Below are 24,435 nucleotides of genomic sequence, written 5' to 3' on the forward strand. Positions count from 1 at the left end.
TGAGCTTGACGAAGGGTCAAAGCCCTTCGACAAGCTCAGGGCGAGCGGTTCAAACTTCACAGGGCCGAATCAATAGGAACATAGCCCCCTTCCAGAACGCCCCGCTTCACCAGGCGCGCACTGGCTGCGCCAGCCCCTGCGGGGCCTGGCGCTCGTCGGCAAAGCTCACCACCTCCCAGGCCTGGGGCTGGGCCAGCAGGGCGCGCAGCAGCTGGTTGTTCATGGCGTGGCCGCTGCGAAAGGCGCTGTAGGCGGCCAGCAGCGGCTTGCCGATGAGGTACAGGTCGCCCATGGCGTCGAGGATTTTGTGCTTGGCGAACTCATCGTCGTAGCGCAGGCCGTCGGCGTTGAGCACCTTGTAGTCGTCCATGACGATGGCGTTATCGAGCCCGCCGCCCAGCGCCAGGCCGTGGGTGCGCAGCATTTCGACGTCGCGCGTAAAGCCAAAGGTGCGGGCACGGGCGATGTCGCGCGCGTAGTTGCCGGCGCCCAGGTCAAACTCCACGCACTGGCCAGTGGAATCCACCGCCGGGTGCGCAAAATCGATCTCGAAGCGCAGCTTGAAGCCGTGGTACGGCTCCAGGCGCGCCCACTTGAGCTGCGCCCCGGCGCCTTCGCGCACCTCCACCGGCTGCGTCACGCGGATGAAACGCTTGGGCGCTTTTTGCAGCTGCACGCCGGCGCTTTGCAGCAAGAAGACGAACGATGCCGACGAACCATCGAGGATCGGCACCTCTTCGGCGGTGATGTCGATGTAGAGGTTGTCCAGCCCCAGGCCGGCGCAGGCCGACATGATGTGCTCGACGGTGTGCACCTTGGCGCTGCCCACGCCAATGGTCGAAGCCATGCGCGTATCGACCACGGCGTCGGCACTGATCGGGATATCCACCGGCTCGGGCAAATCCACGCGCCGAAAGACGATGCCGGTATCGGGCTGGGCCGGGCGCAGCGTGAGTTCCACGCGCTGGCCGCTGTGCAGGCCCACGCCGACGGCGCGGGTCAAGGTCTTGATCGTGCGTTGCTGGAGCATAGGGGGGAAATTTTAGTCGGCCCACCTTGGGCTGGCATGGCGGCGTCGCTATCGCCGCCATGCAATAAATCAACATTAAAAAATAAAAGCCGCCGGCATGACCGGCGGCTTTTGCGTGACGAAAGTCCGAAACTCAGTCCGCCTGCTTGCGCAGGAAAGCGGGAATTTCCAGATCGTCCATGCCGCCGGACGCCAGGGCATCCACCTTGGCGGCTGCCTGGTTGCGGTTGTTGCGCCACACGCTGGGCACTTGCATCCCGGCGTAATCGCTACCGGCTGCGCCACCCGTGATGGTGCCGGTAATGCCGCTGGCGCTGCCCATGGTGGGGGCAGAACCGCCGCCCATGGGCATGGCGTAGGCAACGTTGTCGGTGCCGGTGCGCAGCGCGCCCTGCACCACCTGCATGGACTGGCGGCGCACGTTCGGGCGCTGCAAGCCGGTGGCGACGACGGTGACGCGGATCTCGTCGCCCAGGCTGTCGTCGTAGGCGGCGCCGTAGATCACGTGCGCATCGGGCGCGGCGTAGGCGTTGACGGTGCTCATCGCCTGGCCGGACTCGGCCATCTTCAGCGCGCCCCGGGCCGCCGTGACCAGCACCAGCACGCCCTTGGCGCCCGAGAGGTCAATGCCTTCGAGCAGCGGGCAGGCAATGGCCTGCTCGGCGGCGATGCGCGCGCGGTCCGGGCCGCTGGCGGTGGCCGTGCCCATCATGGCGCGGCCAGGCTCGCCCATCACCGTGCGCACGTCTTCAAAGTCCACGTTCACCAGGCCGTAGTCGTTGATGATTTCGGCAATGCCGCCGACGGCGTTTTTCAGCACGTCGTTGGCCTGGGCGAAGGCTTCTTCCTGGGTGATGTCGTTGCCCAGCACCTCGATCAGCTTTTCGTTGAGCACCACGATGAGCGAATCGACGTTGGCCTCGAGCTCGGCCAGGCCGTCGTCGGCGTTCTTCATGCGGCGGCTGCCTTCCCACTCGAAGGGCTTGGTGACCACGCCCACGGTGAGGATGCCCATTTCCTTGGCGATGCGCGCAATCACGGGTGCGGCGCCGGTGCCGGTGCCGCCGCCCATGCCAGCGGTGATGAACAGCATGTGCGCGCCCTGAATGGCCTGGCGGATATCGGCCTCGGCACTCTCGGCCGCTTCGCGCGCCTTGTCGGGCTTGCTGCCTGCACCCAGGCCGGTGCCGCCGAGCTGGATGTGGCGGTGCGCCGTGCTGCGCGCGAGCGCCTGCGCATCCGTGTTGGCGCAAACAAATTCCACGCCCTGTACCGAGCGCACGATCATGTGCTCGACAGCGTTGCCGCCGCCGCCGCCGACACCGATCACCTTGATCTGCGTACCTTGGTTGAACTCTTCGGACTCGATCATTTCGATGCTCATGTGGATGCTCCTGAACTACTCTAAAAAATACTGTTGTCTATAGGGAAAAGGATAAACGACACCAACCCGCTTTCAACCCACTTTGGGACCAAAACGGCGGCCCGGTACTCACCCCGGTGCCGCGTGCACGGCGCCTGGGACCGGCGCGAACGAACCAGATACGGTGCAGGGGCATGGTCAGAACGTCCCCACAATGAAATCTTTGAACCGGCCCAGCACGGTTTTCATGGAACCGCCCTGGGCCGCCACCTTGAAGCCGCGCAGGCGCGCCAGGCGTGCCTCTTCGAGCTGCCCCATGACGGTGGCTGCGCGCGGCTGGGCGACCATATCGGCCAGCGCGCTTGCATATTTGGGTACGCCCCGGCGCACGGGCTTCAAGAAAATGTCTTCGGCCAGCTCGACCATGCCAGGCATGACGGCGCTGCCGCCGGTGAGCACGATGCCCGAGGACAGCACCTCCTCGTAGCCCGAATCGCGGATGGCGCGGTGCACCAGGGAGAAAATTTCTTCCACGCGCGGCTCGATCACGCCGGCGAGCACCTGGCGGCTCAAGAGGCGCGGCCCCCGGTCGCCCAGGCCCGGCACCTCGACCTGCACCTCGGGGTCGGCCAGCAGCTGCTTGGCGTAGCCGTTCTCGACCTTGATGTCCTCGGCGTCCTTGGTCGGCGTGCGCAGCGCCATGGCAATGTCGCTGGTGATGAGGTCGCCCGCCGCCGGAATGACGGCCGTGTGGCGGATGGCGCCGCCGGTGAAGATGGCCACGTCCGTCGTGCCGGCGCCGATATCGACCACCGCCACGCCCAGCTCGCGCTCGTCGTCGGTGAGCACGGCGTGGCTGCTGGCGAGCGGGTTGAGCATGAGCTGCTCGACCTCCAGGCCGCAGCGGCGCACGCACTTGATGATGTTCTCGGCCGCGCTTTGCGCGCCGGTGACGATGTGCACGTTGGCCTCCAGGCGGATGCCGCTCATGCCGATGGGCTCCTTCACGTCCTGGCCGTCGATGACGAACTCCTGCGGCTCGACCAGCAGCAGGCGCTGGTCGCTGGAGATGTTCACCGCCTTGGCCGTCTCGACCACGCGCGCGACGTCGGTGGCCGTGACTTCCTTGTCCTTGATGGCCACCATGCCGCGCGAATTCTGGCCCCGGATGTGGCTGCCGGTGATGCCGGTATAGACGCGCTGAATCTTGCAGTCGGCCATCAGCTCGGCCTCCTTGAGCGCCTGCTGGATGCTCTGCACCGTGGCGTCAATGTTGACCACCACGCCGCGCTTCAAACCATTGGAAGGCGCCACGCCCAGGCCGGCGAGTTTCAACTCGCCGCTGGGCAGCACTTCGGCAACCACGGCCATGACCTTGGCGGTGCCAATGTCGAGTCCGACGACCACATCCTTGAATTCTCTTGCCATAGGTCTTGTCTGCCCTCTTGTCTTAATGTTGTCCGCTCTTGTACGCCGGCGCCTTGGCCGCAGCCGGCTTGTGCGCCGCCGTCTGGCCGAGCTTGGCCACGGCGCGCGCAGCCTGCTCGGCGGTAATGGTGGTGACGCCGCGCAGGCGCAGGGCGTAGCCGTCGCTGTGGCGCAGGTCGGCGCCTTCGAGCGCCTGCGGGCTGCGCTGGTACTGCGCCGTCACCTGCGCCAGCGTGCGCACCAGGCGGCGCACGCGCGCCAGCACCTCGGCGCGCTCGCCGCCGCCGAGTTCCAGGCGCGCACCGTTGGAGAGTTCGGCCTGCCAGCTGCCGCGCCCGGACAGCGCCAGCTCCTGCAGCTGCATATCGAGCGGCGCCAGCTGCGGCGCGAGCTGGCGGTACATGGCCAGCACTTCGTCGGCCTGGCCTTGCGGGCCCTGCAGGCGCGGCAGGTGCTCCTGCTCCTCGTCGTCGGCCTCGGCGTCAAAAATCTCGCCATCGCTGTTGAGCAGCTGCGCCTGCGACGGCGGCCCCCACAGGGCAATCGCCTCTTGCTCGTGCAGCTCGATGCGCAAGGTGCCGGGGAACTCGCGCCGCACCTGGGCGTAGCGCACCCAGGGCGCCTGCTCAAACGCTGCGCGCAGGGCATCGAGATCGACGGTAAAAAAGTTGCCCACCAGACTCGGCTGCACCAGCGGGCGCAGCGTGGCCGGGCTGTTGTGCATCAGATCGCCCTGCACCACGATGCGCTGGATGGCAAACACAGGCCGCGACAGCAGCCAGTGCACGCCCGCTGCCAGCGCCAACAGGGCGCAGCCCAGGAACAGAACCGAAGCGGTCCAGTTCATGAGCTTGACGTCCAGCGGCAGGGGCAGCGTTTGTTGCATGGCGTTTTAAGCTCCGGCCATGGCGCGGTCGGCCTGGTGCTGCCAGGCGTCGAGCGAGGCGCCGGCGAGCAGGCGCAGGCACAGGTCTTCGTAGCTGATGCCGGCTGCGCGCGCCGACATCGGCACCAGCGAATGGCCCGTCATGCCGGGCGAGGTGTTGATCTCGAGCAAAAACGGCTGGCGGTCGCGCGCGCGCACCATGATGTCGGCACGCGCCCAGCCCCTGCAGCCCAGGGTGCGGTAGGCGCGCAGGGCGATGCGCTGGATCTCGCGCTCCTCGGCCTCGGGCAGGCCGCTGGGGCAGTGGTACTGCGTGCTGTCGTTGAAGTATTTGTTCTGGTAGTCGTAGTTGCCCTGAGGCGCCTCGATGCGGATCACCGGCAGCGCCCGCGCATCCGCGCCCTGGCCCAGCACCGGGCAGGTGGTCTCGTCGCCGGCAATGAACTGCTCGCACAGCACCTCGGGGTCGTAGCGCGCGGCGAGCTGGTAGGCCTGGGCGCATTCCTCGGGCCGCGTGACCTTGGTCAGGCCGATGGTCGAGCCCTCGCGCGAGGGCTTGACGATCATGGGCGCGCCCAGCTCGGCCAGGGCCTGGGCGCACTCCTCGGCGCTGGCCACCAGGCGCCAGTCGGGGGTGGGCAGGCCCTCGAAGCGCCAGATGCGCTTGGTCATGATCTTGTCCATGGCGATGCTCGACGCCATCACGCCCGAGCCGGTGTAGGGCAGGCCCAGCAGTTCGAGCGCGCCTTGCACCGCACCGTCTTCACCGTGGCGGCCATGCAGGGCGATGAAGCAGCGCGCAAAGCCCTGGTTTTTCAATTCGCACAGCGGCTGCTGCGCGGGGTCAAAGGCATGGGCATCGACGCCGCGCGCGCGCAGCGCCTGCAGCACGCCCTGGCCGGACATCAGGGAAATTTCGCGCTCGGACGAGTCCCCGCCCAGCAGCACGGCCACCCGGCCCAGGCTGGCAGCGTCTATTTTTAGATCAAATTGGCTCATATCCCGCTCCCAGCCTGCGTGAGCAGCTCATTATTTTGTAGCAACTGCACCACCTTGCCGGGCACGGCGCCGATGGAGCCGGCGCCCATGCACAGCACCACGTCGCCGCCCTGCACGCTGGCAATGAGCGCCTGGGGCAGCTCGGCCACGTCTTCGATGAACTGCGGCTCGACGCGCCCGGCCACGCGCACGGCCCGCGCCAGGGCGCGGCCATCGGCGGCGACGATGGGGGCCTCGCCAGCGGCGTAAACCTCGGTCAGCAGCACGGCGTCGGCACGGCCGAGCACCTGCACAAAATCCTCAAAGCAGTCGCGCGTGCGGCTGTAGCGGTGCGGCTGAAAAGCCAGCACCAGGCGCCGCCCGGGAAAGGCGCCGCGCGCCGCCGCCAGGGTGGCCGCCATCTCTACCGGGTGGTGGCCGTAGTCTTCGATCAGCTCGTAGCTGCCGCCACCTTGCGCCGGCTGGCTGCCGTAGCGTTGAAAACGCCGCCCGACGCCGGTAAAACCGGCCAGGGCACGCTGCAGCGCGGCATCCGGAATATCGAGTTCGGTGGCCACGGCAATCGCGGCCAGGGCGTTGAGCACGTTGTGCTCGCCGGCGAGGTTGAGCGTCACTTCCAAATCCGGCAAGGTGATGCCGTTGCGCCGCTGCACGGTGAAGTGCATCCGCCCGGCGTCGGCCCGCAGATGGACGGCGCGCACCTGCGCATCCTCGGAAAAACCGTAGCTGGTCACGGGGCGGGCGAGATCGCCCAGGATGGCGCGCACGCCGGGGTTGTCCACGCACAGCACGGCGGCGCCGTAGAACGGCATCCGGTGCAGGAAGTCGATGAAGGCCTGCTTCAAACGGCCAAAGTCGTGGCCGTAGGTCTCCATGTGGTCGGCGTCGATGTTGGTGACGACGGCCATCACCGGCAGCAGGTTCAGGAACGAGGCGTCGGACTCGTCGGCCTCGACCACGATGTACTCGCCCTGGCCCAGGCGCGCATTCGCGCCCGCGCTGTTCAGGCGCCCGCCGATGACGAAGGTGGGGTCGAGCCCGGCCTCGGCCAGCACGCTGGTGACCAGGCTGGTGGTGGTGGTCTTGCCGTGCGTGCCGGCAATGGCGATGCCGCGCTTCAAGCGCATCAGCTCGGCGAGCATGAGCGCGCGCGGCACCACCGGAATCTTGCGCGCGCGCGCGGCCAGCACCTCGGGGTTGTCGGCCTGCACCGCCGTCGAGGTGACGACCGCGTCTGCGCCCTGCACATGGGCCGCGTCGTGGCCGATGTGGGTGGCAATGCCCAGGCCTTGCAGGCGCTGCAGCGTGCTGCTATCGGCCAGGTCGGAGCCCGAAATGCGGTAGCCCAGGTTGTGCAGCACCTCGGCGATGCCGCTCATGCCGGCGCCGCCCAGGCCGACGAAATGGATGTGGTGGATGGCGTGTTTCATCGGGCCAACTCCTCGCAGGCGGCCACCACGGCGGCCGTGGCTTCAATTTTTTGCATGGTTTTGGCTTGTTCGGCGCGCTGCAAAAGCGCGGCGCGCTCCGTATTTTGTAGCATTTGGGCCAATCCCCCGGGCGTCAAGTCGCGCTGCTGCAACAGCCAGCCGCCACCGGCCTGGACGAGGAATTGGGCGTTGTGCGTCTGGTGGTCGTCCACCGCCGCCGGAAAGGGCACGAACAGCGCGGCTGCGCCGACGGCGGCGATCTCGGTCACGGTGCTGGCGCCCGCGCGGCAGACGATGAGGTCGGCCTCGGCAAAGGCGCTGGCGGTGTCGTCGATGAAGGGCGTGAGCGTGGCCTGCACCCCGGCCTGGGCGTAGTTCTGGCGCAGCGCCTCGATCTGCGCCGCGCCGCTTTGGTGCGTCACCTCGGGGCGCTGCCCCTCGGGGATCAGCGCCAGCGCCTGCGGCACGATGTCGTTGAGCGCCTTGGCGCCCAGGCTGCCGCCGACCACCAGCAGTTTGAGCGGCCCGCTACGCCCGGCAAAGCGCGCCGCTGGCGCCGCCTGCGCGGTAAAGGCGTGGCGCAGCGGGTTGCCGACCCACTGGCCTTTTTTCAGCACGCCGGGAAAGGCAGTGAAGATGCGGTCAGCGACACCAGAGAGCACGCGGTTGGCCATACCGGCGACCGAATTTTGCTCGTGCAGCACCAGCGGCTTGCCCGCCAGGGCGGCCATCATGCCGCCGGGGAAGGTGACGTAGCCACCCAGGCCGACGACCACGTCCGGGCGCACGCGGCGCACCACGGCCAGCGCCTGCCAGAAGGCGCGCAGCAGCTTGAGGGGCAGCAGCGCCAGGGTTTTGACCCCCTTGCCGCGCACGCCGGAAAAATCAATCGTCTCGAAGGCAAAGCCCTCGGGCGGCACCAGGCGCGACTCCATGCTGACGGGCGTGCCCAGCCAATGCACGCGCCAGCCGCGTGCGCGCAGCTCCCGCGCCAGCGCCAGGCCGGGGAAGATGTGGCCGCCGGTGCCGCCGGCCATGATGAGGGCGCATGGAGGCTGGCTCATACGCGCCCCCCCCTCATGAGTAATTTGTTCTCATAGTCCACCCGCAGCACGACGGCCAGGGCCACCAGGTTCATCAAGATGGCCGAACCGCCAAAGCTCATGAGCGGCAGCGTCAGGCCCTTGGTTGGCAGCGCGCCCAGGTTCACGCCCATGTTGATGAAGGCCTGAAAGCCCAGCCACACCGCCACGCCCTGGGCCACCAGGCCGGGGAAAACACGGTCGAGCGCAATCGCCTGGCGGCCAATTTGCATGATGCGGCGCGTGAGCCAGAAGAAGAGCACGATCAGGGTGAGCACGCCCACCAGGCCGAACTCCTCACCGATGACGGCCATGAGGAAGTCGGTGTGCGCCTCGGGCAGCCAGTGCAGTTTTTCCACGCTAGCGCCCAGGCCGACGCCAAAAATCTCGCCGCGCCCGATGGCGATGAGCGAATGCGACAGCTGGTAGCCCTTGCCCAGCGCGTGGTCGGCGCTGAACGGATCGAGGTAGGCAAAAATGCGCTCGCGCCGCCAGGGGCTGGTGATGATGATCATCATGAAGGCCGCCACCAGGGCGCCGCCGATCAGAAACATCATGCGCAGGTTCACCCCGCCCAAAAACAGGATGCCCATGGCGATGACGGTGATCACCATGAAGGCGCCCATGTCCGGCTCGGCCAGCAGCAGCGCGCCCACCACGGCCACGGCGCCCATCATGGGCAGCACGGCGCGCAGAAAGCTTTCTTTTTCCGGCAGCTTGCGCTCCATGTAGTCGGCGGCGTAGATCAGGATGGCCAGCTTGGCCAGCTCCGACGGCTGGAAATTCATGATGCCCAGACTGAGCCAGCGGCGCGCGCCGTTGACCGAGCTGCCCACGTGCGGGATCAGCACGGCAATGAGCAGCACCAAGGCGCCCACGAAAAGCCAAGGGGCGATGTCGGCCCATTTCTTCATCGAAATCTGGAACACCAACAGCGCAGCGACGAAACCCATCACCAACGCCATGCAGTGGCGCAACAGAAAGTGGTAGGGCGCGATCTTGCCAAAGCGGGGGTTGTCCGGCATGGCGATGGAGGCTGAGTACACCATCACCAACCCCCAGGCCAGCAGCGCCACCACAACCCACAACAGCACCTGGTCAAAGCCCAGCACGTGCGCCGGCGTGGCCGATGTCTGGCGGTATTCCATGCCGCCAATGCGCACCGGCAGGCGGTCGGCCGCCTTTGCCGGCAGGGCGCCAAACCAGGCGGCCATGCGCGCGAGCAGGGGGCTGGGGCGCACGCTCACAGGCTGCCCCCCAGGTCTTGCCCGGCTGCGTGCGCCAGCGCCTGAACGGCCTGCACGAACACCTGGGCGCGGTGCGCGTAGTCGCGGAACATGTCCAGGCTGGCGCAGGCGGGCGAGAGCAGCACGGCATCGCCCGGCTGCGCCTGCGCCGCCGCCAGGGCCACGGCCTGCTCCAGCGTCGCGGCGTCGAGCAGCAGCGGCTCGCCCGCGTGCAGGGCGGCGCGAATGGCCGGGGCGTCGCGCCCGATCAGCACCGCCGCCCGCGCGTAGCGCACCAGGGGCGCGGCCAGGGGCGAGAAGTCCTGCCCCTTGCCATCGCCTCCCAGGATGACGACCAGGCGCCGCTCGGCGCCCAGCCCCGTGAGTGCGGCCACGGTGGCGCCCACATTCGTGCCCTTGCTGTCGTCGAAATACTCCACGCCGGCGACGCTGCCGATGGGCTCGACGCGGTGCGGCTCGCCCCGGTATTCACGCAGGCCGTAGAGCATGTCGGCCAGGCTGGCGCCAGCGGCCTGCGCCAGCGCCAGCGCCGCCAGGGCGTTGCAGGCGTTGTGGCGGCCGCGAATGCGCAGCGCGTCGGCAGGCATCAGGCGCTGCAGGTGCAACTCTTGTTCGTACACCTTGCTGCGGCGCACGGTCTCGTCGGCGGCGTGCGCACGCACCAGCCAGGTCATGCCGTTGACGCTTTCCAGGCCGTAGTCACCGGGGCGCTGCGGCAGGTCGGCGCCAAAGGTGACGTGGGCGCGCAGCTGCGGCTTTTGCAGCTTGACCTTGACCGCTGGCGGCAGCATGGCCATGACGGCAGCGTCCTCGCGATTGAGCACCATGAGCGCACCCTGGCCAAAGATGCGCGCCTTGGCCGCGCCGTAGGCGGCCATGCTGCCGTGCCAGTCGAGGTGGTCTTGCGTCAGGTTGAGCACCGCCGCCGCCGTCGGCTCAAAGCCCTGCACGCCGTCGAGCTGAAAACTCGACAGCTCCAGCACCCAGGTGCTGGGCAAATCCTGCGCCGCGATGCGCGCCGCCAGGGTGTCAAGCAGCGTCGGCCCGATGTTGCCGGCCACGGCCACGCTGCGCCCGGCCTGCGCCACCAGCTGCGCCGTGAGCGAGGTGACGGTGGTCTTGCCATTGGTGCCGGTCACGGCCAGCAGCGCCGGCGCGTAGCCATGCTGCGCGCGCAGCGCCGCCAGGGCCTCGGAATACAAGTCCAATTCGCCTTTGACGCTGATGCCACAAGCGTCAGCAGCTCCTAAAACAGGAGCAATCGTGGCCGGACTGAGCCCTGGCGAGCGGTACACCGCGCTCAGGCCCTGGCCCTGCACCAGGGCAGCATCGAAAGCGCCGGCGACGAAGCGCACCGCCGGCAGCTCGGCCTGCAGCGGCGCCAGCTGCGGCGGCGCGGCGCGGGTGTCGGCCACCGTGACGGCGGCGCCGGCACGCGCGCACCAGCGCGCCATGGCCAGGCCCGAGGCGCCCAGGCCCAGCACCAACACGCGCTGGCCCTGCAGCGGCGCGCTGGCCTGTGGCCAGTCTTGCGGCACGGGGGCCCAGGTGGGCTCGGGTGCGGCCTCGGCCTGCGCCAAAAGGGCGTTGTCCGGCACGGGCTCGGCAGCCACCTCGGGCTCGGCCTCGGCAAAAATGCGCGCGACGAAGGCGGCCGCATCCTGCGCCGCCGTCAGCGCGGCCGGCGCAGCCGTGCCAGCGGCGGGGGCGGCGTCGGCAGGGATGGGGGTGGGGGACAGGGGTTCGCTCATCGCAGTTTCAGCGTCGTCAGGCCCAGCAGGCACAGCAGCATGGTGATGATCCAGAAGCGCACCACGACCTGGGTTTCCTTCCAGCCGCTTTTTTCAAAATGGTGGTGCAGCGGCGCCATCTTCAAAAGGCGCCGGCCCTCGCCGTAGCGCCGGCGCGTGTATTTGAACCAGCTCACCTGCAGCATCACCGACAGCGCCTCGACCACGAAGACGCCGCCCATGATGGCCAGCACCACTTCCTGGCGCACGATCACGGCCACCGTGCCGAGCGCGCCGCCAAGCGCCAGCGCGCCGACGTCGCCCATGAACACCTGCGCCGGGTGCGCGTTGAACCACAAAAAGGCCAGCCCCGCCCCGCCCATGGCAGCGCAGAAAATCATCAGCTCGCCCGAGCCCGGAATGTGCGGAAACAACAGGTACTTGGCGTACACCGCGTTGCCCGTGACGTAGGCAAAAATGCCCAGTGAGCCGCCCACCAGGATCACCGGCATGATGGCCAGGCCGTCCAGGCCGTCGGTCAGGTTCACGGCGTTGCTGCTGCCGACGATCACCAGATAGGTCAGGATGACGAAGCCGAGCACGCCCAGCGGGTAGCTCACTTCTTTGAAAAACGGCAGCAGCAACCCGGCCTTGGGCGGCAAATCCAGCGAAAAACCCGACTGCACCCAGGCCCAGAACAGCTCCAGCACGCGGGCGTTGGAGTTCTCGGAGATGCTGAACACCAGGTACAGCGCCGCCACCAGGCCGATGAGCGATTGCCAAAAGTATTTTTCGCGCGAGCGCATCCCCTCGGGGTCTTTGTTGACCACCTTGCGCCAGTCGTCCACCCAGCCAATGGCGCCAAAGCCCAGGGTGACGATGAGGGTGATCCAGACGAAGCGGTTGGAGAGGTCGAACCACAGCAGGGTCGAGGTGGCCATGGCGAACAAAATCAGCACCCCACCCATGGTGGGTGTGCCGCTTTTGCTCAGGTGCGTCTCCATGGCATAGCCCCGGATGGGCTGGCCGATCTTGAGCGCGCGCAGCATGGCGATGGCGCGCGGCCCCACCACCAGGCCGATGAGCAAGGCCGTGAGCGCCGCCATCACCGCCCGGAAGGTGATGTACTGGAAGACGCGCAAAAAGCCAAAATCAGGCGACAGGCCCTGCAGCCACTGCGCCAGCATCAAGAGCATGGGGCCTCCTGCAGCGCCTGCACCACTTCTTCCATCTTCATAAAACGCGATCCTTTCACCAGCACGCTGCCCATGCCGGGCAGGGCTGCGCGCACGGCCGCGAGCAAGGCGGCCTTGTTGTCGAAATGCTGCCCGCCGGCGCCAAAGGCGGCGCTGGCGTGCACGCTCAAATCCCCCAGGGCGCACAGCCGCTCTATGCCCTGGGCGCGGGCGTAGGAGCCGGCTTCGGCGTGGAACTGCGGCCCCTGGTTGCCGACCTCACCCATGTCGCCCAGCACCAGATAGCGCGGCGCCGGCAGCGCGGCAAGCACGTCGATGGCGGCGCGCACGGAGTCGGGGTTGGCGTTGTAGCTGTCGTCCACCACCGTCAGGCTTCGATCTGCCAGCTGCAGTTGCAGCGCCCGCGAGCGCCCCTGCACCGGCGCAAATGCGGCCAGCCCCTGGGCAATGGCCGCCAGCGGCACGCCCGCCGCCAGCGCGCAGGCCGTCGCTGCCAGGGCGTTGCTGACGTTGTGCTGCCCGGCAATGTGCAAGCGGGTGGCAAAAGTGCCCGCCGGGGTGGTGATCTGCACGGCCCAGGCGTCGCCCTGCCAGTCGGCCTGCAGGCAGCGCACATCGGCGGCGGCAGTACCAAAGCTCAGGCAGCGGCGCCCCGCAGCCAGGCGGCGCCACAGCGGCGTGAAGGCATCGCCCTCGGGGAACACGGCCACGCCATCGGCGGGCAAGGCGGCGAGGACGCTGCCGTTTTCCTCGGCCACGGCCTGCACCGTGCCCATGAATTCCAGGTGCTCGCGCTGCGCGTTGTTCACCAGCGCCACCGTGGGCTGGGCCAGGGCGGCCAGGGCGGCAATCTCGCCAGGGTGGTTCATGCCCAGCTCGACCACGGCCAGGCGGTGCTCAGCCCGCAGGCGCAGCAGGGTTTGCGGCAGGCCGATGGCGTTGTTGAGGTTGCCGCGCGTGGCCAGCGCCGCATCGCCCGCGTGGGTGGTGAGGATGCTGGCGAGCATTTGCGTCACGGTGGTCTTGCCGTTGCTGCCGGTGACGGCAATCAGGGGCAGCGTGAACTGGCTGCGCCAGCCGGCGGCGAGTGCGCCGAGCGCGGCCAGGGTGTCGGGCACCTCGATGCCGGGCAGGCCGGCTGCGGCCAGGCCGCCGTGGGCCATGGCGGCAGCCGCGCCCGCAGCGCGCGCCTGGGGCAAAAAGTCATGGGCGTCAAAACGCTCGCCCCGCAGGGCGACGAACAGGTCGCCCGCCTGCAGGCTGCGCGTGTCGGTGTGGATGCGGGCCAGCGGCAAGGCCGCATCGCCCACCAGGCACGCCTGCGGAATGTGCGCCTGCACCCAGGCCAAGGCTTGTTGCAGCGTCATCATCATGCGCCGGCCCTCGCGGCAAGCGCGGCGTGGGCCTGCGCCATATCGGAGAACGGCAGGCGCTGGCCCTGCACTTCCTGGTAGTCCTCGTGGCCTTTGCCGGCCAGCAGCAGCACGTCTTGCGGCCCGGCCTGGGCGATGGCGGCGGCAATGGCCGCCGCGCGGTCGGGCTCGACCTGCAGCGCCGCGCCCGCCTGCATCCCGCGCAGGATGTCGTCGATGATGGCCTGCGGCGCTTCGCCACGTGGGTTGTCGCTGGTCACCAGCACGGCATCCGCGCCCTGCTGCGCCGCCGCGCCCATGAGCGGGCGTTTGCGCGCGTCGCGGTTGCCGCCGCAGCCAAACACGCACCACAGGCGCCCACCGCGCTCTTGCGCCAGCGGGCGCAGCGCCGCCAGCGCCTGGGCCAGGGCGTCGGGGGTGTGGGCGTAGTCCACGGCCACCAGGGGCTGGCCGGGCTGGTTGATCTGCTGCATACGCCCAGGCACGGGCGAGAGCTGCGCGCACACGGCCACGGCGGTGGCCAGCGGCACGCCCAGGCTGCGCAAGGTGGCGATCACGCCCAGCAGGTTGGAGACGTTGTACTGGCCGATGAGCCGGGTTTGCAGCAGCGCCTGCTGCGCGCCTTCGACCACCGTAAACCGCAGGCCGCCCGCGCCCAGGGCAATGTCCCGGGCCTGCAGGCGTGCCGGGTGCTGCAGGCTGACACCCCACAAATCCAGGCCGCCTTGCTGCTGTGCCAGACGGGCATGGAGGCGCGCGCCCTGCGCGTCGTCGAGGTTGACCACCGCCGTGCGCAGGCCGGGCCAGGCAAACAGCGCCTCCTTGGCCTGCCAGTAGGCATCCATGCTGCCGTGGTAGTCGAGGTGGTCCTGCGTGAAGTTGGTAAAGAGGGCGCTGCGAATCTGGCAGCCGGCCAGGCGCTGCTCGACGATGCCAATCGACGAGGCCTCGATGGCGCAGTGCCCCAGCCCCTGGTCGGCAAACTGGCGCAGCGCGCGCTGCAGGCGCACCGGGTCGGGCGTGGTCATGCCGGTGGGCGTGAGCTGCGGTGGCACACCCAGACCCAAAGTACCCACCAGGGCGCATCCAGCAAGCGCTGGCAGCTCTTGTTTTGATAGCAAATTCAGGGCCTCGGCAAGCCAGCAGGCGCTGCTGGTCTTGCCGTTGGTGCCGGTGACGGCGTGCAGCGCCAGCTGCGCGCTGGGCTGGCCGTACCACTGCGCGGCCAGCACCCCGGTGGCGGCCTTGAGGCCGTCCAGGGCGGCAATCTGCGGCCCCTGCAGGTCAAAGGCTTGCAGGCCGGCGCGCTCGACGAGCACGGCGCTGGCGCCGCGCGCCAGGGCATCGGCGACGTGCAGGCGGCCATCGGTGGCGGCGCCCGGCCAGGCGATGAAGGCGTCGCCCGGGGCCACCTGGCGGCTGTCGGTTTGCAAATGCCCGCTGGCACGGGCGCGCACAAAGGCCAGGGCCTGCTCGGCGGTCGATAACTGTTGCACGCTCACAGCGGCTCCTCTACCGGGTTGGCCACGATTTGCGGACGCACCGCCATATCCGGGGCCACGCCCATCATGCGCAGCGTTTGCTGCACGACTTCACTGAACACGGGGGCGGCAACGGCGCCGCCATAAATCACGCCGTTGCTGGGCTCATCGACCATGACGGCGACGATGATGCGCGGGTTGTCGATCGGCGCCATGCCGGTGAACCAGGCGCGGTACTTGCCGGCGGCGTAGCCTTTGCCGGCCTGCTTGCGCGCGGTACCGGACTTGCCGCCCACCGAGTAGCCCACGGTCTGCGCCTTTTGCCCGGTGCCGCCGGGGCCGGCAGCCATCTGCAGCATCTTGCGCACGGCCTCGGCGGTGCTGGGCGAGAACACCGGCACGCCCACCGCCGGCTGCTCGCTCTTGAGCATGGTGGCGGGGATGACCTTGCCGTCGTTGGCAAACACGGTGTAGGAGCGCGCCATCTGCACCAGGCTGGCCGACAGGCCGTAGCCGTAGGACATGGTGGCCTGCTCGATCGGGCGCCAGGTTTTGTAAGGCCGCAGGCGCCCACCAACGGCGCCGGGGAAGCCAATCTGCGGCTTCTGCCCAAAGCCGACGGCAGAGAACGTCTCCCACATCTCGCGCGCCGGCATTTGCATGGCGATCTTGGTGGTGCCGACGTTGCTGGATTTTTGGATGACGCCTTCGACCGTCAACGCGCCGTAGTTGTGCGTGTCCGAGATGGTCGAACCCGTGAGGGTAAAGCGCCCCGGCGCGGTATCAATAATGGTCTGCGGCTTGACGCGCCCGGTCTCCAGCGCCAGGCCGATGGTGATGGGCTTCATGGTCGAGCCGGGCTCGAAGGTATCGGTGATAGCGCGGTTACGCAGCTGTTCACCGCTCAGATTCTGGCGATGATCGGGGTCGTAACTGGGGTAGTTGGCCAGCGCCAGCAGCTCGCCGGTCTGGGCATCGAGCACCACCACACTGCCTGCCTTGGCCTTGTGCAGCTGCACCTGGTCGCGCAACTTTTGGTAAGCGAAGAACTGCACTTTGGAGTCGATGGCCAATTGCAAATCCCGGCCATCGACCGGCGGCACCTCATCACCCACACCCTCGACCACCCGCCCCATGCGGTCCTTGATGACGCGGCGCGAACCGGGCTTGCCGGCGAGCTGCTGGTCAAAGGCCAGCTCCATGCCTTCCTGGCCGTGGTCTTCGACGTTGGTGAAGCCGACCACGTGCGCCGCCGATTCGCCCTCGGGGTACTCGCGCTTGTATTCCTTGCGCAGGTAGATGCCCTTGATGCCCAGGGCCATGATCTGCTGGCCCACATCCCAGTCGAGCTGGCGCTTGAGCCACATGAAGGTCTTGTCGTCCTCGGCCATCTTCGTCACCAAGGTGGGCAGCGACATGCCCAGCAGGCGCGCCAATTCCTTGAGCTGGGCACGCACCGCCGGCTCGTCCTCCTCCACATCCTCAGGAATGGCCCAGATGCTGGCCGCTGGCACGCTCGATGCCAGGATCAGGCCGTTGCGGTCGAAAATTTTGCCCCGGTGCGCCGGCAGCTCCAGCGTGCGCACAAAGCGCACCGTGCCCTGGCGCTGGTAAAAATCGTTGCTGAACACCTGCACATAGGCTGCGCGCACGCCCAGGCCCAAAAAGCCGATGGCGATGAAGATCACCGCCCAGCGGCTGCGCGAGACGGGAGTCTTGCTGTCGAGCAGCGGGGTGGAGGTGTAGCTGACGCCGCGCCGGCTCATGGTTGCGCTCCTGCAACGCTGTCGCTCACGTAGAGCGAAATGGCGGGCGTGGCGGTGCGCATCTGCAGCTTGTCGCGGGCGATTTTTTCCACCCGCAGCGGCGTCGCCTGGGCGCGCTTTTCCACCAGCAGGCGCTGGTGCTCGGTTTCGAGCTGGCGCGACTCGGCGCGGGCGCGGTCGAGCTGGGTGTAGAGCAGACGCGAGTCGTACTGCATCCGCACCAGATACATGGCGCTGGCAATCACGGCCAGCAGCAGCACCAGGTTCAGACGGATCACCCCGCCACCTCGGTGCGTTCGGCCACGCGCATGACGGCGCTGCGCGCACGCGGGTTGGCCGCCACTTCAGCCGCCGAGGGCTTGATGCGCTCCAGGGCCTTGAGGCGCATGGGCTGGGGCGGGGCAAACGGTGCGCGCCGGTCGTACACCTCTTTGGAATGCTGAGCGATGAACTGCTTGACGATGCGGTCTTCGAGCGAGTGAAAGCTGATGACCACCAGCCGCCCACCCGGGCGCAGCACCTTCAGGGACGCGGCGAGCGCCTGCTGCAGCTCTTCGAGTTCGGCATTGATGAAAATCCGAAAAGCCTGGAAGGTGCGCGTGGCCGGGTTTTGGCCGGCCTCGCGGGTCTTGACGACGCCAGCCACGAGCTCGGCCAGCTCGGCAGTGCCTGTGATGGGGCCGCGCTCCTGGCGTCGCGCAACAATCGCCTTTGCAATGGGGCCAGCAAACCGCTCCTCGCCGTATTCACGTATCACCTCCGCAATCTGCGCCATCTCGGCCTGGGCCAGCCAATCGGCCACGCTCTGGCCGCGCGTGGTGTCCATGCGCATATCGAGCGGGCCATCGAAACGAAAACTGAAACCGCGCTCGGGCGCGTCGATCTGCGGCGAGCTGACGCCGATGTCCATCAAGATGCCGTCGGCAAAGCCCGCCGGCAGCGTGTCCAGGTGGCGAAAGCCCTCGTGGCGAATGGCAAAGCGGGCGTCGTCGATGCGCGCGGCGGCGGCAATCGCCTCAGGGTCTTTGTCAAAGGCCAGCAGGCGCGCTTCGGGCCCGAGCTGCTGCAGGATGCGGCGCGAATGCCCGCCCCGGCCAAAGGTGGCGTCAATCCACTGCCCGCCGGGCTGCGCCGGAGCGCCGCCCAGCAGGGCGTTGACGGCCTCGTCGAGCAATACCGTGACATGGTGCAAGGGCTGGTTCATCTTCGCCCTCAGAACGAAAAATCTTTAAAAACATCCGGCATCTCGGCCTGCATGGCCTGTGCCTCCTTGGCGTCGTAAGTGGCTTTGTCCCAGAGCTCGAAGTACTCGCCCATGCCCAGCAGCACCGCCTCCTTGCTCAGGCCGGCGGCCTGGCGCAGCTCGGGCGCGACGAGCAGGCGGCCCGTGCCGTCCATCTCCACGTCCATGGCGTTGCCCAGGAAGATGCGCTTCCACCAATGCGCCTGCATCGGCAGCTTGGCAATGCGCTCGCGGAACTGCTCCCAGGCCGGGCGCGGGAACACCATCAGGCAGCCGTCGGGGTGCTTGGTGAGCGTGAGCTGGCCCTGCGCCTGCTGCGCCAGGGCGTCACGATGCCGGGTCGGCACAGACAGCCGCCCCTTCGCATCCAGACTCAACGATGACGCTCCTTGAAACACAGAGATTGCTTTCCGCCTTGTTGGCCTCCCTCGCGGCCCTGTTGCGGGGCCGTGGCGGCACTTTTCACCACTTCATTGCACTTTCTTCCACTGTAGCAGGAAAACGTCATAAGGGGGATTACGCATCCCCAAGGTTTTGCAATGGAATCAAGGACTTAGGGCCACAAAAGCAGCCCCGAAGAAAAACAAAAAACCTTGCCCAGTAGACACTTAGGCAAGGCTATGGATGTGAATCCTTCAAACCCCAGGGCGGGTTTTCTCGGGGCTCAGAGGATGAAGCGCGACAGGTCTTCGTCCTGGCTCAATGTATCCAGACGTTTGTTTACATAGTCTGCATCTATGACGATCGTCTGCCCCGACAGCCCGGTGGCGCCAAAGCTGATCTCGTCGAGCAAGCGCTCCATGACGGTGGCCAGGCGGCGCGCGCCGATGTTCTCGGTGCGCTCGTTGACGTCAAAGGCGATCTGCGCCAGGCGCGTGATGCCCTCGGGCGTGAAATCAAGCTGCACGCCTTCGGTCGCCAGCAGCGCCTGGTACTGCTTGACCAGGCTGGCATGGGTTTGCGTCAGGATGGCCTCAAAGTCTTGCACCGAGAGCGAGCCCAGCTCGACACGGATCGGAAAGCGCCCCTGCAGCTCCGGGATCAGGTCACTGGGCTTGGCCAGGTGAAACGCGCCCGAGGCAATGAACAGGATGTGGTCGGTCTTGACCATGCCATATTTGGTGGACACCGTCGTGCCCTCGACCAGCGGCAGCAGGTCGCGCTGCACGCCCTGGCGCGAGACTTCGGCGCCGCCCGCCTCCTGGCGCGACGCGACTTTGTCGATCTCGTCGATGAAGACGATGCCGTTTTGCTCCATGTTGGCGAGGGCGCGGGTTTTGATCTCTTCCTCGTTCACCAGCTTGGCCGCCTCCTCGTCGGTCAGCAGCTTCAGAGCCTCGGCGATCTTGAGCTTGCGCGTGCGGCGTTTTTCCTGCCCCATCTGACTGAACATGCCGCGCAGCTGCTCGGCCATTTCCTCCATGCCCTGCGGGCCCATGATCTCGACCTGCGGGCGCGCGTCGGCAAGGTCGATTTCAATGTCCTTGTCGGCCAGCTGGCCCTCACGCAGCTTCTTGCGGAACACCTGGCGCGCGGTGCTGTCCGTGGCCGCCTCGCCGGTGCGCGCAGGCGGGATGAGGACGTCGAGGATGCGCTCCTCGGCCGCATCTTCGGCGTGGGCGCGCTTTTTCTTCATCTCCTGCTCGCGCAGCTGCTTGACCGCCACCTCGGCCAGGTCGCGGATGATGGCGTCCACGTCCTTGCCGACGTAGCCGACCTCGGTGAACTTGGTGGCTTCGACCTTGATGAAGGGCGCATCGGCCAGGCGCGCCAGGCGGCGCGCGATCTCGGTCTTGCCGACGCCGGTGGGGCCGATCATGAGGATGTTCTTGGGCGTGATCTCGGCGCGCAGGCCGGCATCGACCTGCTGGCGGCGCCAGCGGTTGCGCAGCGCAATCGCCACAGCACGCTTGGCCGCCTGCTGGCCGACGATGTGGCGGTCGAGTTCAGAGACGATTTCCGGGGGGGTCATGGAGGACATATTCAAACCAAAACAGGCTCTAGCGCTTATCAGACAAGCGCAAGCAGCTATTAAAATGATAGCAAATCAAAGTATTTCGATGGTGTGATGCATGTTGGTGTAAATGCACAGCTCACCGGCAATCTCCAGCGACTTTTTCACAATCTCGGCCGCTGGCAGCTCGGTGTTGTTCAGCAGCGCCTTGGCCGCCGAATGGGCGTAGGCGCCGCCCGAGCCGATGGCGACGATGCCCTGCTCGGGTTCGAGCACGTCGCCGTTGCCGGTGATGATGAGCGAGGCGCTGGCGTCGGCCACGGCCAGCATGGCCTCCAAGCGACGCAGCACGCGGTCGGTGCGCCAATCTTTGGTGAGTTCGATGGCGGCGCGTGTCAGGTGGCCCTGGTGTTTTTCCAGCTTGGCTTCAAAACGCTCGAACAGCGTGAAGGCATCGGCCGTGGCGCCGGCAAAACCGGCCAGCACCTTGCCATGGTAGAGCCGGCGCACTTTGCGCGCGCTGCCCTTGACGACGATGTGGCCCAGGGTGACCTGGCCGTCGCCGCCGATGGCGACTTGAACGCTGCCGTCCGCCAAGGTGCGGCGGACGCTGAGGATGGTGGTGCCGTGAAACTGTTCCATAGCCGCCGCAAATGGGGGCGACTACCGGTTTTCACAAGGGGCGACGGCGCCTAATTCTTGCGCGGCACGATCCAGGCGTGCTCGTTGATGCCGATGACGTTGAACAGCACCGCCACCAAACGATGCAGGTTGATGAACTGCACCGCCTGGCCCGCCGCCTGCTGCTCGGCCGCCCAGTTGAGCACCGAGCCAGCAGCCGGAAAATCAACGCGCACGAGTTGCTCGCAGCCGATCAACAGGGGCTGCCCCGGCTTGACCAGCGCCAACAGCGGCGCCAGCAGCGGCTCGGCGTCGCCCTCGATCACGCCCGACAGGCGCGGGCGCGGGGCTTCGGGCTCCTGCAAGAGCGCCGAGGGGGAAAACTGCGACTCTTGCAACAAGCTCTCGGGCGCCGGCGCTGCCCCCGCCTGGCCCGATACCTGGCCGTCGTCGCCGGCGTAGCTGCAGCGCGGCACGACCCAGGAAGGCGGCGAGACTTCGTAGGTGACGCAGTAATCGAGCGCCACCATTTCAAACTCGTCGAGCGCCCCCATCAGGCGCAGCGCCGCCATGCGCAAATGCCACCAATCGGTGTGCTGCGCGCGCTCGCCCGAGACGGTTTTGCTCTGCAGCAGACTGGCCAGCGCCTCCACACCGTTGAACTGCAGCTGCACGTCCTGGTCAGCCCACTGGCCCATGAGCTTGGTCAGCGCCGGCAGGGCGGCTTCGTCGATGGTCATGAGCCGCGCCCAGTTGAGCGTCCACGGCGCTGCGGCGCGGGCGAGCGTGGCCTGCAAGGCGGCAATCGACTGCAAGGTCAAGGCCCCCGGCGCGCTCCAGCTAAAACTGCGCGCCGGCACGGCAGGGACCGCATCGGTGCTGGCCGGCGCAGCCGCTGCGCCCAACTGCTCGGGCAGCGAAAACCACAGCGGCGCCGAACGGCTAAAACGCGCCGCAAAATCAAGCGACAGGGCCTCGAAAGGCTCGCGCAGGCCGGTGGCGCGGTACAGGTCGAACAGCGTCATCCAGATATCGAATTGCTGCTGCGGATCGTCCTGCTGGTGCTGGGCCAGCACCTCTTTGAGCCCCGCCTCGGCGCCCTCGTGGTCGCCGCTGGCAAAGCGAATGGCTGCCTCTTCCAGATCGGGCTCGTGCACAAACACCTCCGGTTCAGCGGGGGGGGGCGGCGCCACAGTGGCCACCGGGGACGGCGCCGGGGATGGCACCAGGGGGGGGGCCGCCGGTGCCGATGACCGGCCAGGCGCTGCCTGGGCCGCTTCTTCGGTAAACAGCGGCTGCACCGTCGCCGGCATGGCGGCGATGGTGGACAGCGGCGCTGTCGATAAAAACGGGGCGGTGATCGGCTCAGAAGGCAACGACATTGGCGCCGTGCTGCCCATGCCGGTGGTGGGCTTGTTTTTCCACCACTGCTGTGACATCTGCGCCTCGATCTCGTCGATCTTTTTGAGCGTGACGGCGCGCTCGCCGGGCGAGGTCATGCTGCTTTGGAAGAACGAGGGGCGCGCCATCGGGTCTTCGGTGCGCTGGCTGGCAACGCTGCCGCGCTGGCGCAGCTTGCGCAGCTGGTCGAACTCGCGCTTGCGCACGAAATCGTTGCGGCGCTTGCGCTCGATCATTTCCTTGAGCATTTGCTTGCTGTACTGGCTCTCGCGCTCGGCTTCGATGTTGTCGAGCTCGGTCCAGTTGACGGTCGGGTTGCGTACAAAGCGCACCATCTTCGACAGCAAACCACCGGCGTTGGGTTCTTCCTGGCTCATAGTTCAGCAGCTCCCCTTGCGGCCACGCACGGTGGCCGCATGGCGCGATCTCAGTCCCCAAACATTTTTTGCTTCAGCTCGCGCCGCTGCTGCGCTTCGAGCGAGAGCGTGGCCGTGGGTCGCGCGAGCAGGCGGCCCACGCCAATGGGCTCGCCGGTTTCGTCGCAGTAGCCGTAGTCGCCAGCGTCGATGCGGGCGATGGATTGCTCGATTTTCTTGAGCAGCTTGCGCTCGCGGTCGCGCGTGCGCAGCTCCAGGGCGTGTTCTTCTTCAATGGTGGCGCGGTCGGCCGGGTCGGGCACCACCACGGTGTCTTCGCGCAGGTGCTCGGTGGTTTCACCGGCGTTGTTGTGCATGTCCTGTTTGAGCTGCACGAGTTTGTGGCGGAAGAACGCCATCTGCTTCTCGTTCATGTACTCGTCATCGGGCATGGCGAGGACTTCTTCATCCGTCAGTTCCTCCGCGCTTTTGGTCTTCCACTGGTTGGCCAGCTTGGGATCGCGCTTGGCGGGGACGGGCTTGGCTTGCAAGGTCGTAGGCATGGTATTTATAGGTCGCTGGCGGCGAGGGCTAAGCGCCTCGCCAGTGCCAAGCATGGTACGGTCAATCGGGCCAAACGGGAAGATGCCCGGGCAGAAGCGCGCAGGGGCTCGGGGCCAGGGAGGGCCAGCCTGCGCGGCGGCGCGATTGTAGCCAGCCCTGGGGGCGCTGGGCCCCAGGGCTGCGGTCAATGCACCATAAATGCCTGCTGGTTTACACCAAGCACTGCAGCAAACCCTGCTCCAGGATGTCGCGCGGCAGGTCGATGCCGATGAACACCATCTTGCTCAGGCGCTCTTCATCGGCGCCCCACTGCGGCCCCAGGTCGCTGCCCATGAGCTGGTGCACGCCCTGGAAGATCACCTTGCGCTCGGTGCCCTTCATGTGCAGCACGCCCTTGTAGCGCAACATGCGCGGGCCATAGACGTTGACGATGGCGCCCAGAAAATCTTCGAGCTTGGCCGGGTCGAACGGCTGGCGGGCGCGAAAGACAAAGCTCTTGACGTCGTCGTCATGATGGTGGTGGTGCAGGTGCTGGCAATGCGGGCCGTGTTCATACCCGTGTTCATGGCCATGGTCAGTGCCTTCGCCACCCTGCAAAAAGTCCGGATCAATGTCGAGCCGGGCATTGAGATTGAAGCCGCGCAAGTCCAGCACCCGCGCCAGCGGCACCTGGCCGAAGTGCACCGCCTCGATGGGCGCGCGCGGGTTCATGTGCTTCAAGCGGTGCGTGAGTGCCTGCACCTCCTCGGCGCTCACCAGGTCGGTCTTGGAGAGAAAAATCTGGTCGGCAAAGCCCACCTGGCGGCGCGCCTCCTGGCGCTCGTCGAGCTGCTGGTTGGCGTGCTTGGCGTCCACCACGGTGATGATGGAATCGACCAGATACGTCTCGGCAATCTCGTCGTCCATGAAAAACGTTTGCACCACCGGGCCGGGGTCGGCCAGGCCGGTGGTTTCGATCACCACGCGATCAAAATTGAGCAGGCCCTTGCGCCGCTTGGCTGCGAGCAGCTGCAGCGTCTCGCGCAGGTCTTCGCGGATGGTGCAGCAGATGCAGCCGTTGCTCATCTGCACGATCTGCTCCTGGCTGTCGGTCACCAGAATGTCGTTGTCGATATTTTCGGCGCCGAACTCGTTTTCGATCACCGCAATTTTTTGCCCGTGGGCCTCGGTCAGCACACGCTTGAGCAGCGTCGTCTTGCCCGCGCCAAGAAAGCCTGTGAGGATGGTTGCTGGGATTTGCGCCATGGGAGTCAATCTTCACCAAAAACAGACGCTGGCAAAGCGG

At 67.2% G+C, this 24,435-nt stretch carries 21 protein-coding genes; all 21 read right to left on the reverse strand.

Features of this window, described 5'->3' with window-relative positions; genetic code table 11:
* Positions 1-106: 106 nt before the first annotated feature.
* Positions 107-1,030: a UDP-3-O-acyl-N-acetylglucosamine deacetylase gene (lpxC, locus tag G7045_RS11330; protein WP_166159736.1), complete on the reverse strand. Its 924-nt coding sequence runs from the start codon at positions 1,028-1,030 to the stop codon at positions 107-109.
* A gap of 133 nt (positions 1,031-1,163) precedes the next feature.
* Complete coding sequence (gene ftsZ / locus G7045_RS11335) at positions 1,164-2,414, reverse strand: cell division protein FtsZ (protein WP_166159737.1); 1,251 nt, start codon at positions 2,412-2,414, stop codon at positions 1,164-1,166.
* 177 nt (positions 2,415-2,591) lie between these two features.
* On the reverse strand, positions 2,592-3,821 hold the full coding sequence (gene ftsA / locus G7045_RS11340; protein ID WP_166159738.1) for a cell division protein FtsA: 1,230 nt from the start codon (positions 3,819-3,821) through the stop codon (positions 2,592-2,594).
* A 22-nt stretch (positions 3,822-3,843) separates the two neighbouring features.
* Positions 3,844-4,707, reverse strand: a complete 864-nt coding sequence (locus G7045_RS11345) for a cell division protein FtsQ/DivIB (protein ID WP_166159739.1) — start codon at positions 4,705-4,707, stop codon at positions 3,844-3,846.
* Between the two features lie 6 nt (positions 4,708-4,713).
* Complete coding sequence (locus G7045_RS11350; RefSeq protein WP_166159740.1) at positions 4,714-5,706, reverse strand: D-alanine--D-alanine ligase; 993 nt, start codon at positions 5,704-5,706, stop codon at positions 4,714-4,716.
* Complete coding sequence (gene murC / locus G7045_RS11355) at positions 5,703-7,136, reverse strand: UDP-N-acetylmuramate--L-alanine ligase (RefSeq protein WP_166159741.1); 1,434 nt, start codon at positions 7,134-7,136, stop codon at positions 5,703-5,705. The genes G7045_RS11350 and murC overlap by 4 nt, the downstream gene beginning before the upstream one ends.
* Positions 7,133-8,200: an undecaprenyldiphospho-muramoylpentapeptide beta-N-acetylglucosaminyltransferase gene (gene murG, locus G7045_RS11360; protein WP_166159742.1), complete on the reverse strand. Its 1,068-nt coding sequence runs from the start codon at positions 8,198-8,200 to the stop codon at positions 7,133-7,135. Before murG ends, murC begins: the two co-directional genes overlap by 4 nt.
* Positions 8,197-9,432: a putative lipid II flippase FtsW gene (gene ftsW / locus G7045_RS11365; RefSeq protein WP_166160444.1), complete on the reverse strand. Its 1,236-nt coding sequence runs from the start codon at positions 9,430-9,432 to the stop codon at positions 8,197-8,199. The genes murG and ftsW overlap by 4 nt, the downstream gene beginning before the upstream one ends.
* 29 nt (positions 9,433-9,461) lie before the next feature.
* Entirely contained in the window at positions 9,462-11,216 is a 1,755-nt protein-coding gene (murD, locus tag G7045_RS11370) for a UDP-N-acetylmuramoyl-L-alanine--D-glutamate ligase (RefSeq protein ID WP_166159743.1), read from the reverse strand.
* Positions 11,213-12,391: a phospho-N-acetylmuramoyl-pentapeptide-transferase gene (mraY, locus tag G7045_RS11375; protein ID WP_166159744.1), complete on the reverse strand. Its 1,179-nt coding sequence runs from the start codon at positions 12,389-12,391 to the stop codon at positions 11,213-11,215. The genes murD and mraY overlap by 4 nt, the downstream gene beginning before the upstream one ends.
* A complete protein-coding gene (gene murF / locus G7045_RS11380; RefSeq protein WP_166160445.1) occupies positions 12,382-13,761 on the reverse strand; it encodes a UDP-N-acetylmuramoyl-tripeptide--D-alanyl-D-alanine ligase in 1,380 nt (459 codons plus the stop codon). The genes mraY and murF overlap by 10 nt, the downstream gene beginning before the upstream one ends.
* Complete coding sequence (locus G7045_RS11385) at positions 13,761-15,266, reverse strand: UDP-N-acetylmuramoyl-L-alanyl-D-glutamate--2,6-diaminopimelate ligase (RefSeq protein WP_166159745.1); 1,506 nt, start codon at positions 15,264-15,266, stop codon at positions 13,761-13,763. Before G7045_RS11385 ends, murF begins: the two co-directional genes overlap by 1 nt.
* A complete protein-coding gene (locus G7045_RS11390; protein WP_166159746.1) occupies positions 15,263-17,011 on the reverse strand; it encodes a penicillin-binding protein 2 in 1,749 nt (582 codons plus the stop codon). The genes G7045_RS11385 and G7045_RS11390 overlap by 4 nt, the downstream gene beginning before the upstream one ends.
* Positions 17,008-17,289: a cell division protein FtsL gene (ftsL, locus tag G7045_RS11395; protein WP_166159747.1), complete on the reverse strand. Its 282-nt coding sequence runs from the start codon at positions 17,287-17,289 to the stop codon at positions 17,008-17,010. Before ftsL ends, G7045_RS11390 begins: the two co-directional genes overlap by 4 nt.
* Entirely contained in the window at positions 17,286-18,215 is a 930-nt protein-coding gene (gene rsmH / locus G7045_RS11400; protein WP_166159748.1) for a 16S rRNA (cytosine(1402)-N(4))-methyltransferase RsmH, read from the reverse strand. Before rsmH ends, ftsL begins: the two co-directional genes overlap by 4 nt.
* A gap of 8 nt (positions 18,216-18,223) precedes the next feature.
* Entirely contained in the window at positions 18,224-18,652 is a 429-nt protein-coding gene (gene mraZ, locus G7045_RS11405; RefSeq protein ID WP_166159749.1) for a division/cell wall cluster transcriptional repressor MraZ, read from the reverse strand.
* 266 nt (positions 18,653-18,918) lie between these two features.
* Positions 18,919-20,235: an ATP-dependent protease ATPase subunit HslU gene (gene hslU, locus G7045_RS11410; protein ID WP_166159750.1), complete on the reverse strand. Its 1,317-nt coding sequence runs from the start codon at positions 20,233-20,235 to the stop codon at positions 18,919-18,921.
* 66 nt (positions 20,236-20,301) lie between these two features.
* Positions 20,302-20,850, reverse strand: a complete 549-nt coding sequence (gene hslV / locus G7045_RS11415) for an ATP-dependent protease subunit HslV (protein ID WP_166159751.1) — start codon at positions 20,848-20,850, stop codon at positions 20,302-20,304.
* 50 nt (positions 20,851-20,900) lie between these two features.
* Positions 20,901-22,607 (reverse strand): STAS domain-containing protein, encoded by a 1,707-nt coding sequence (locus tag G7045_RS11420; RefSeq protein ID WP_166159752.1) that lies wholly within the window; start codon positions 22,605-22,607, stop codon positions 20,901-20,903.
* Positions 22,608-22,657: 50 nt separating this feature from the next.
* Positions 22,658-23,149, reverse strand: coding sequence for an RNA polymerase-binding protein DksA (gene dksA, locus G7045_RS11425; RefSeq protein WP_166159753.1), 492 nt, complete (start codon positions 23,147-23,149; stop codon positions 22,658-22,660).
* 211 nt (positions 23,150-23,360) lie between these two features.
* On the reverse strand, positions 23,361-24,395 hold the full coding sequence (locus tag G7045_RS11430; protein WP_166159754.1) for a GTP-binding protein: 1,035 nt from the start codon (positions 24,393-24,395) through the stop codon (positions 23,361-23,363).
* Positions 24,396-24,435: the final 40 nt, after the last annotated feature.

The sequence above is a fragment of the Acidovorax sp. HDW3 genome (assembly GCF_011303755.1).
Taxonomy (GTDB): Bacteria; Pseudomonadota; Gammaproteobacteria; order Burkholderiales; family Burkholderiaceae_C; genus Paenacidovorax.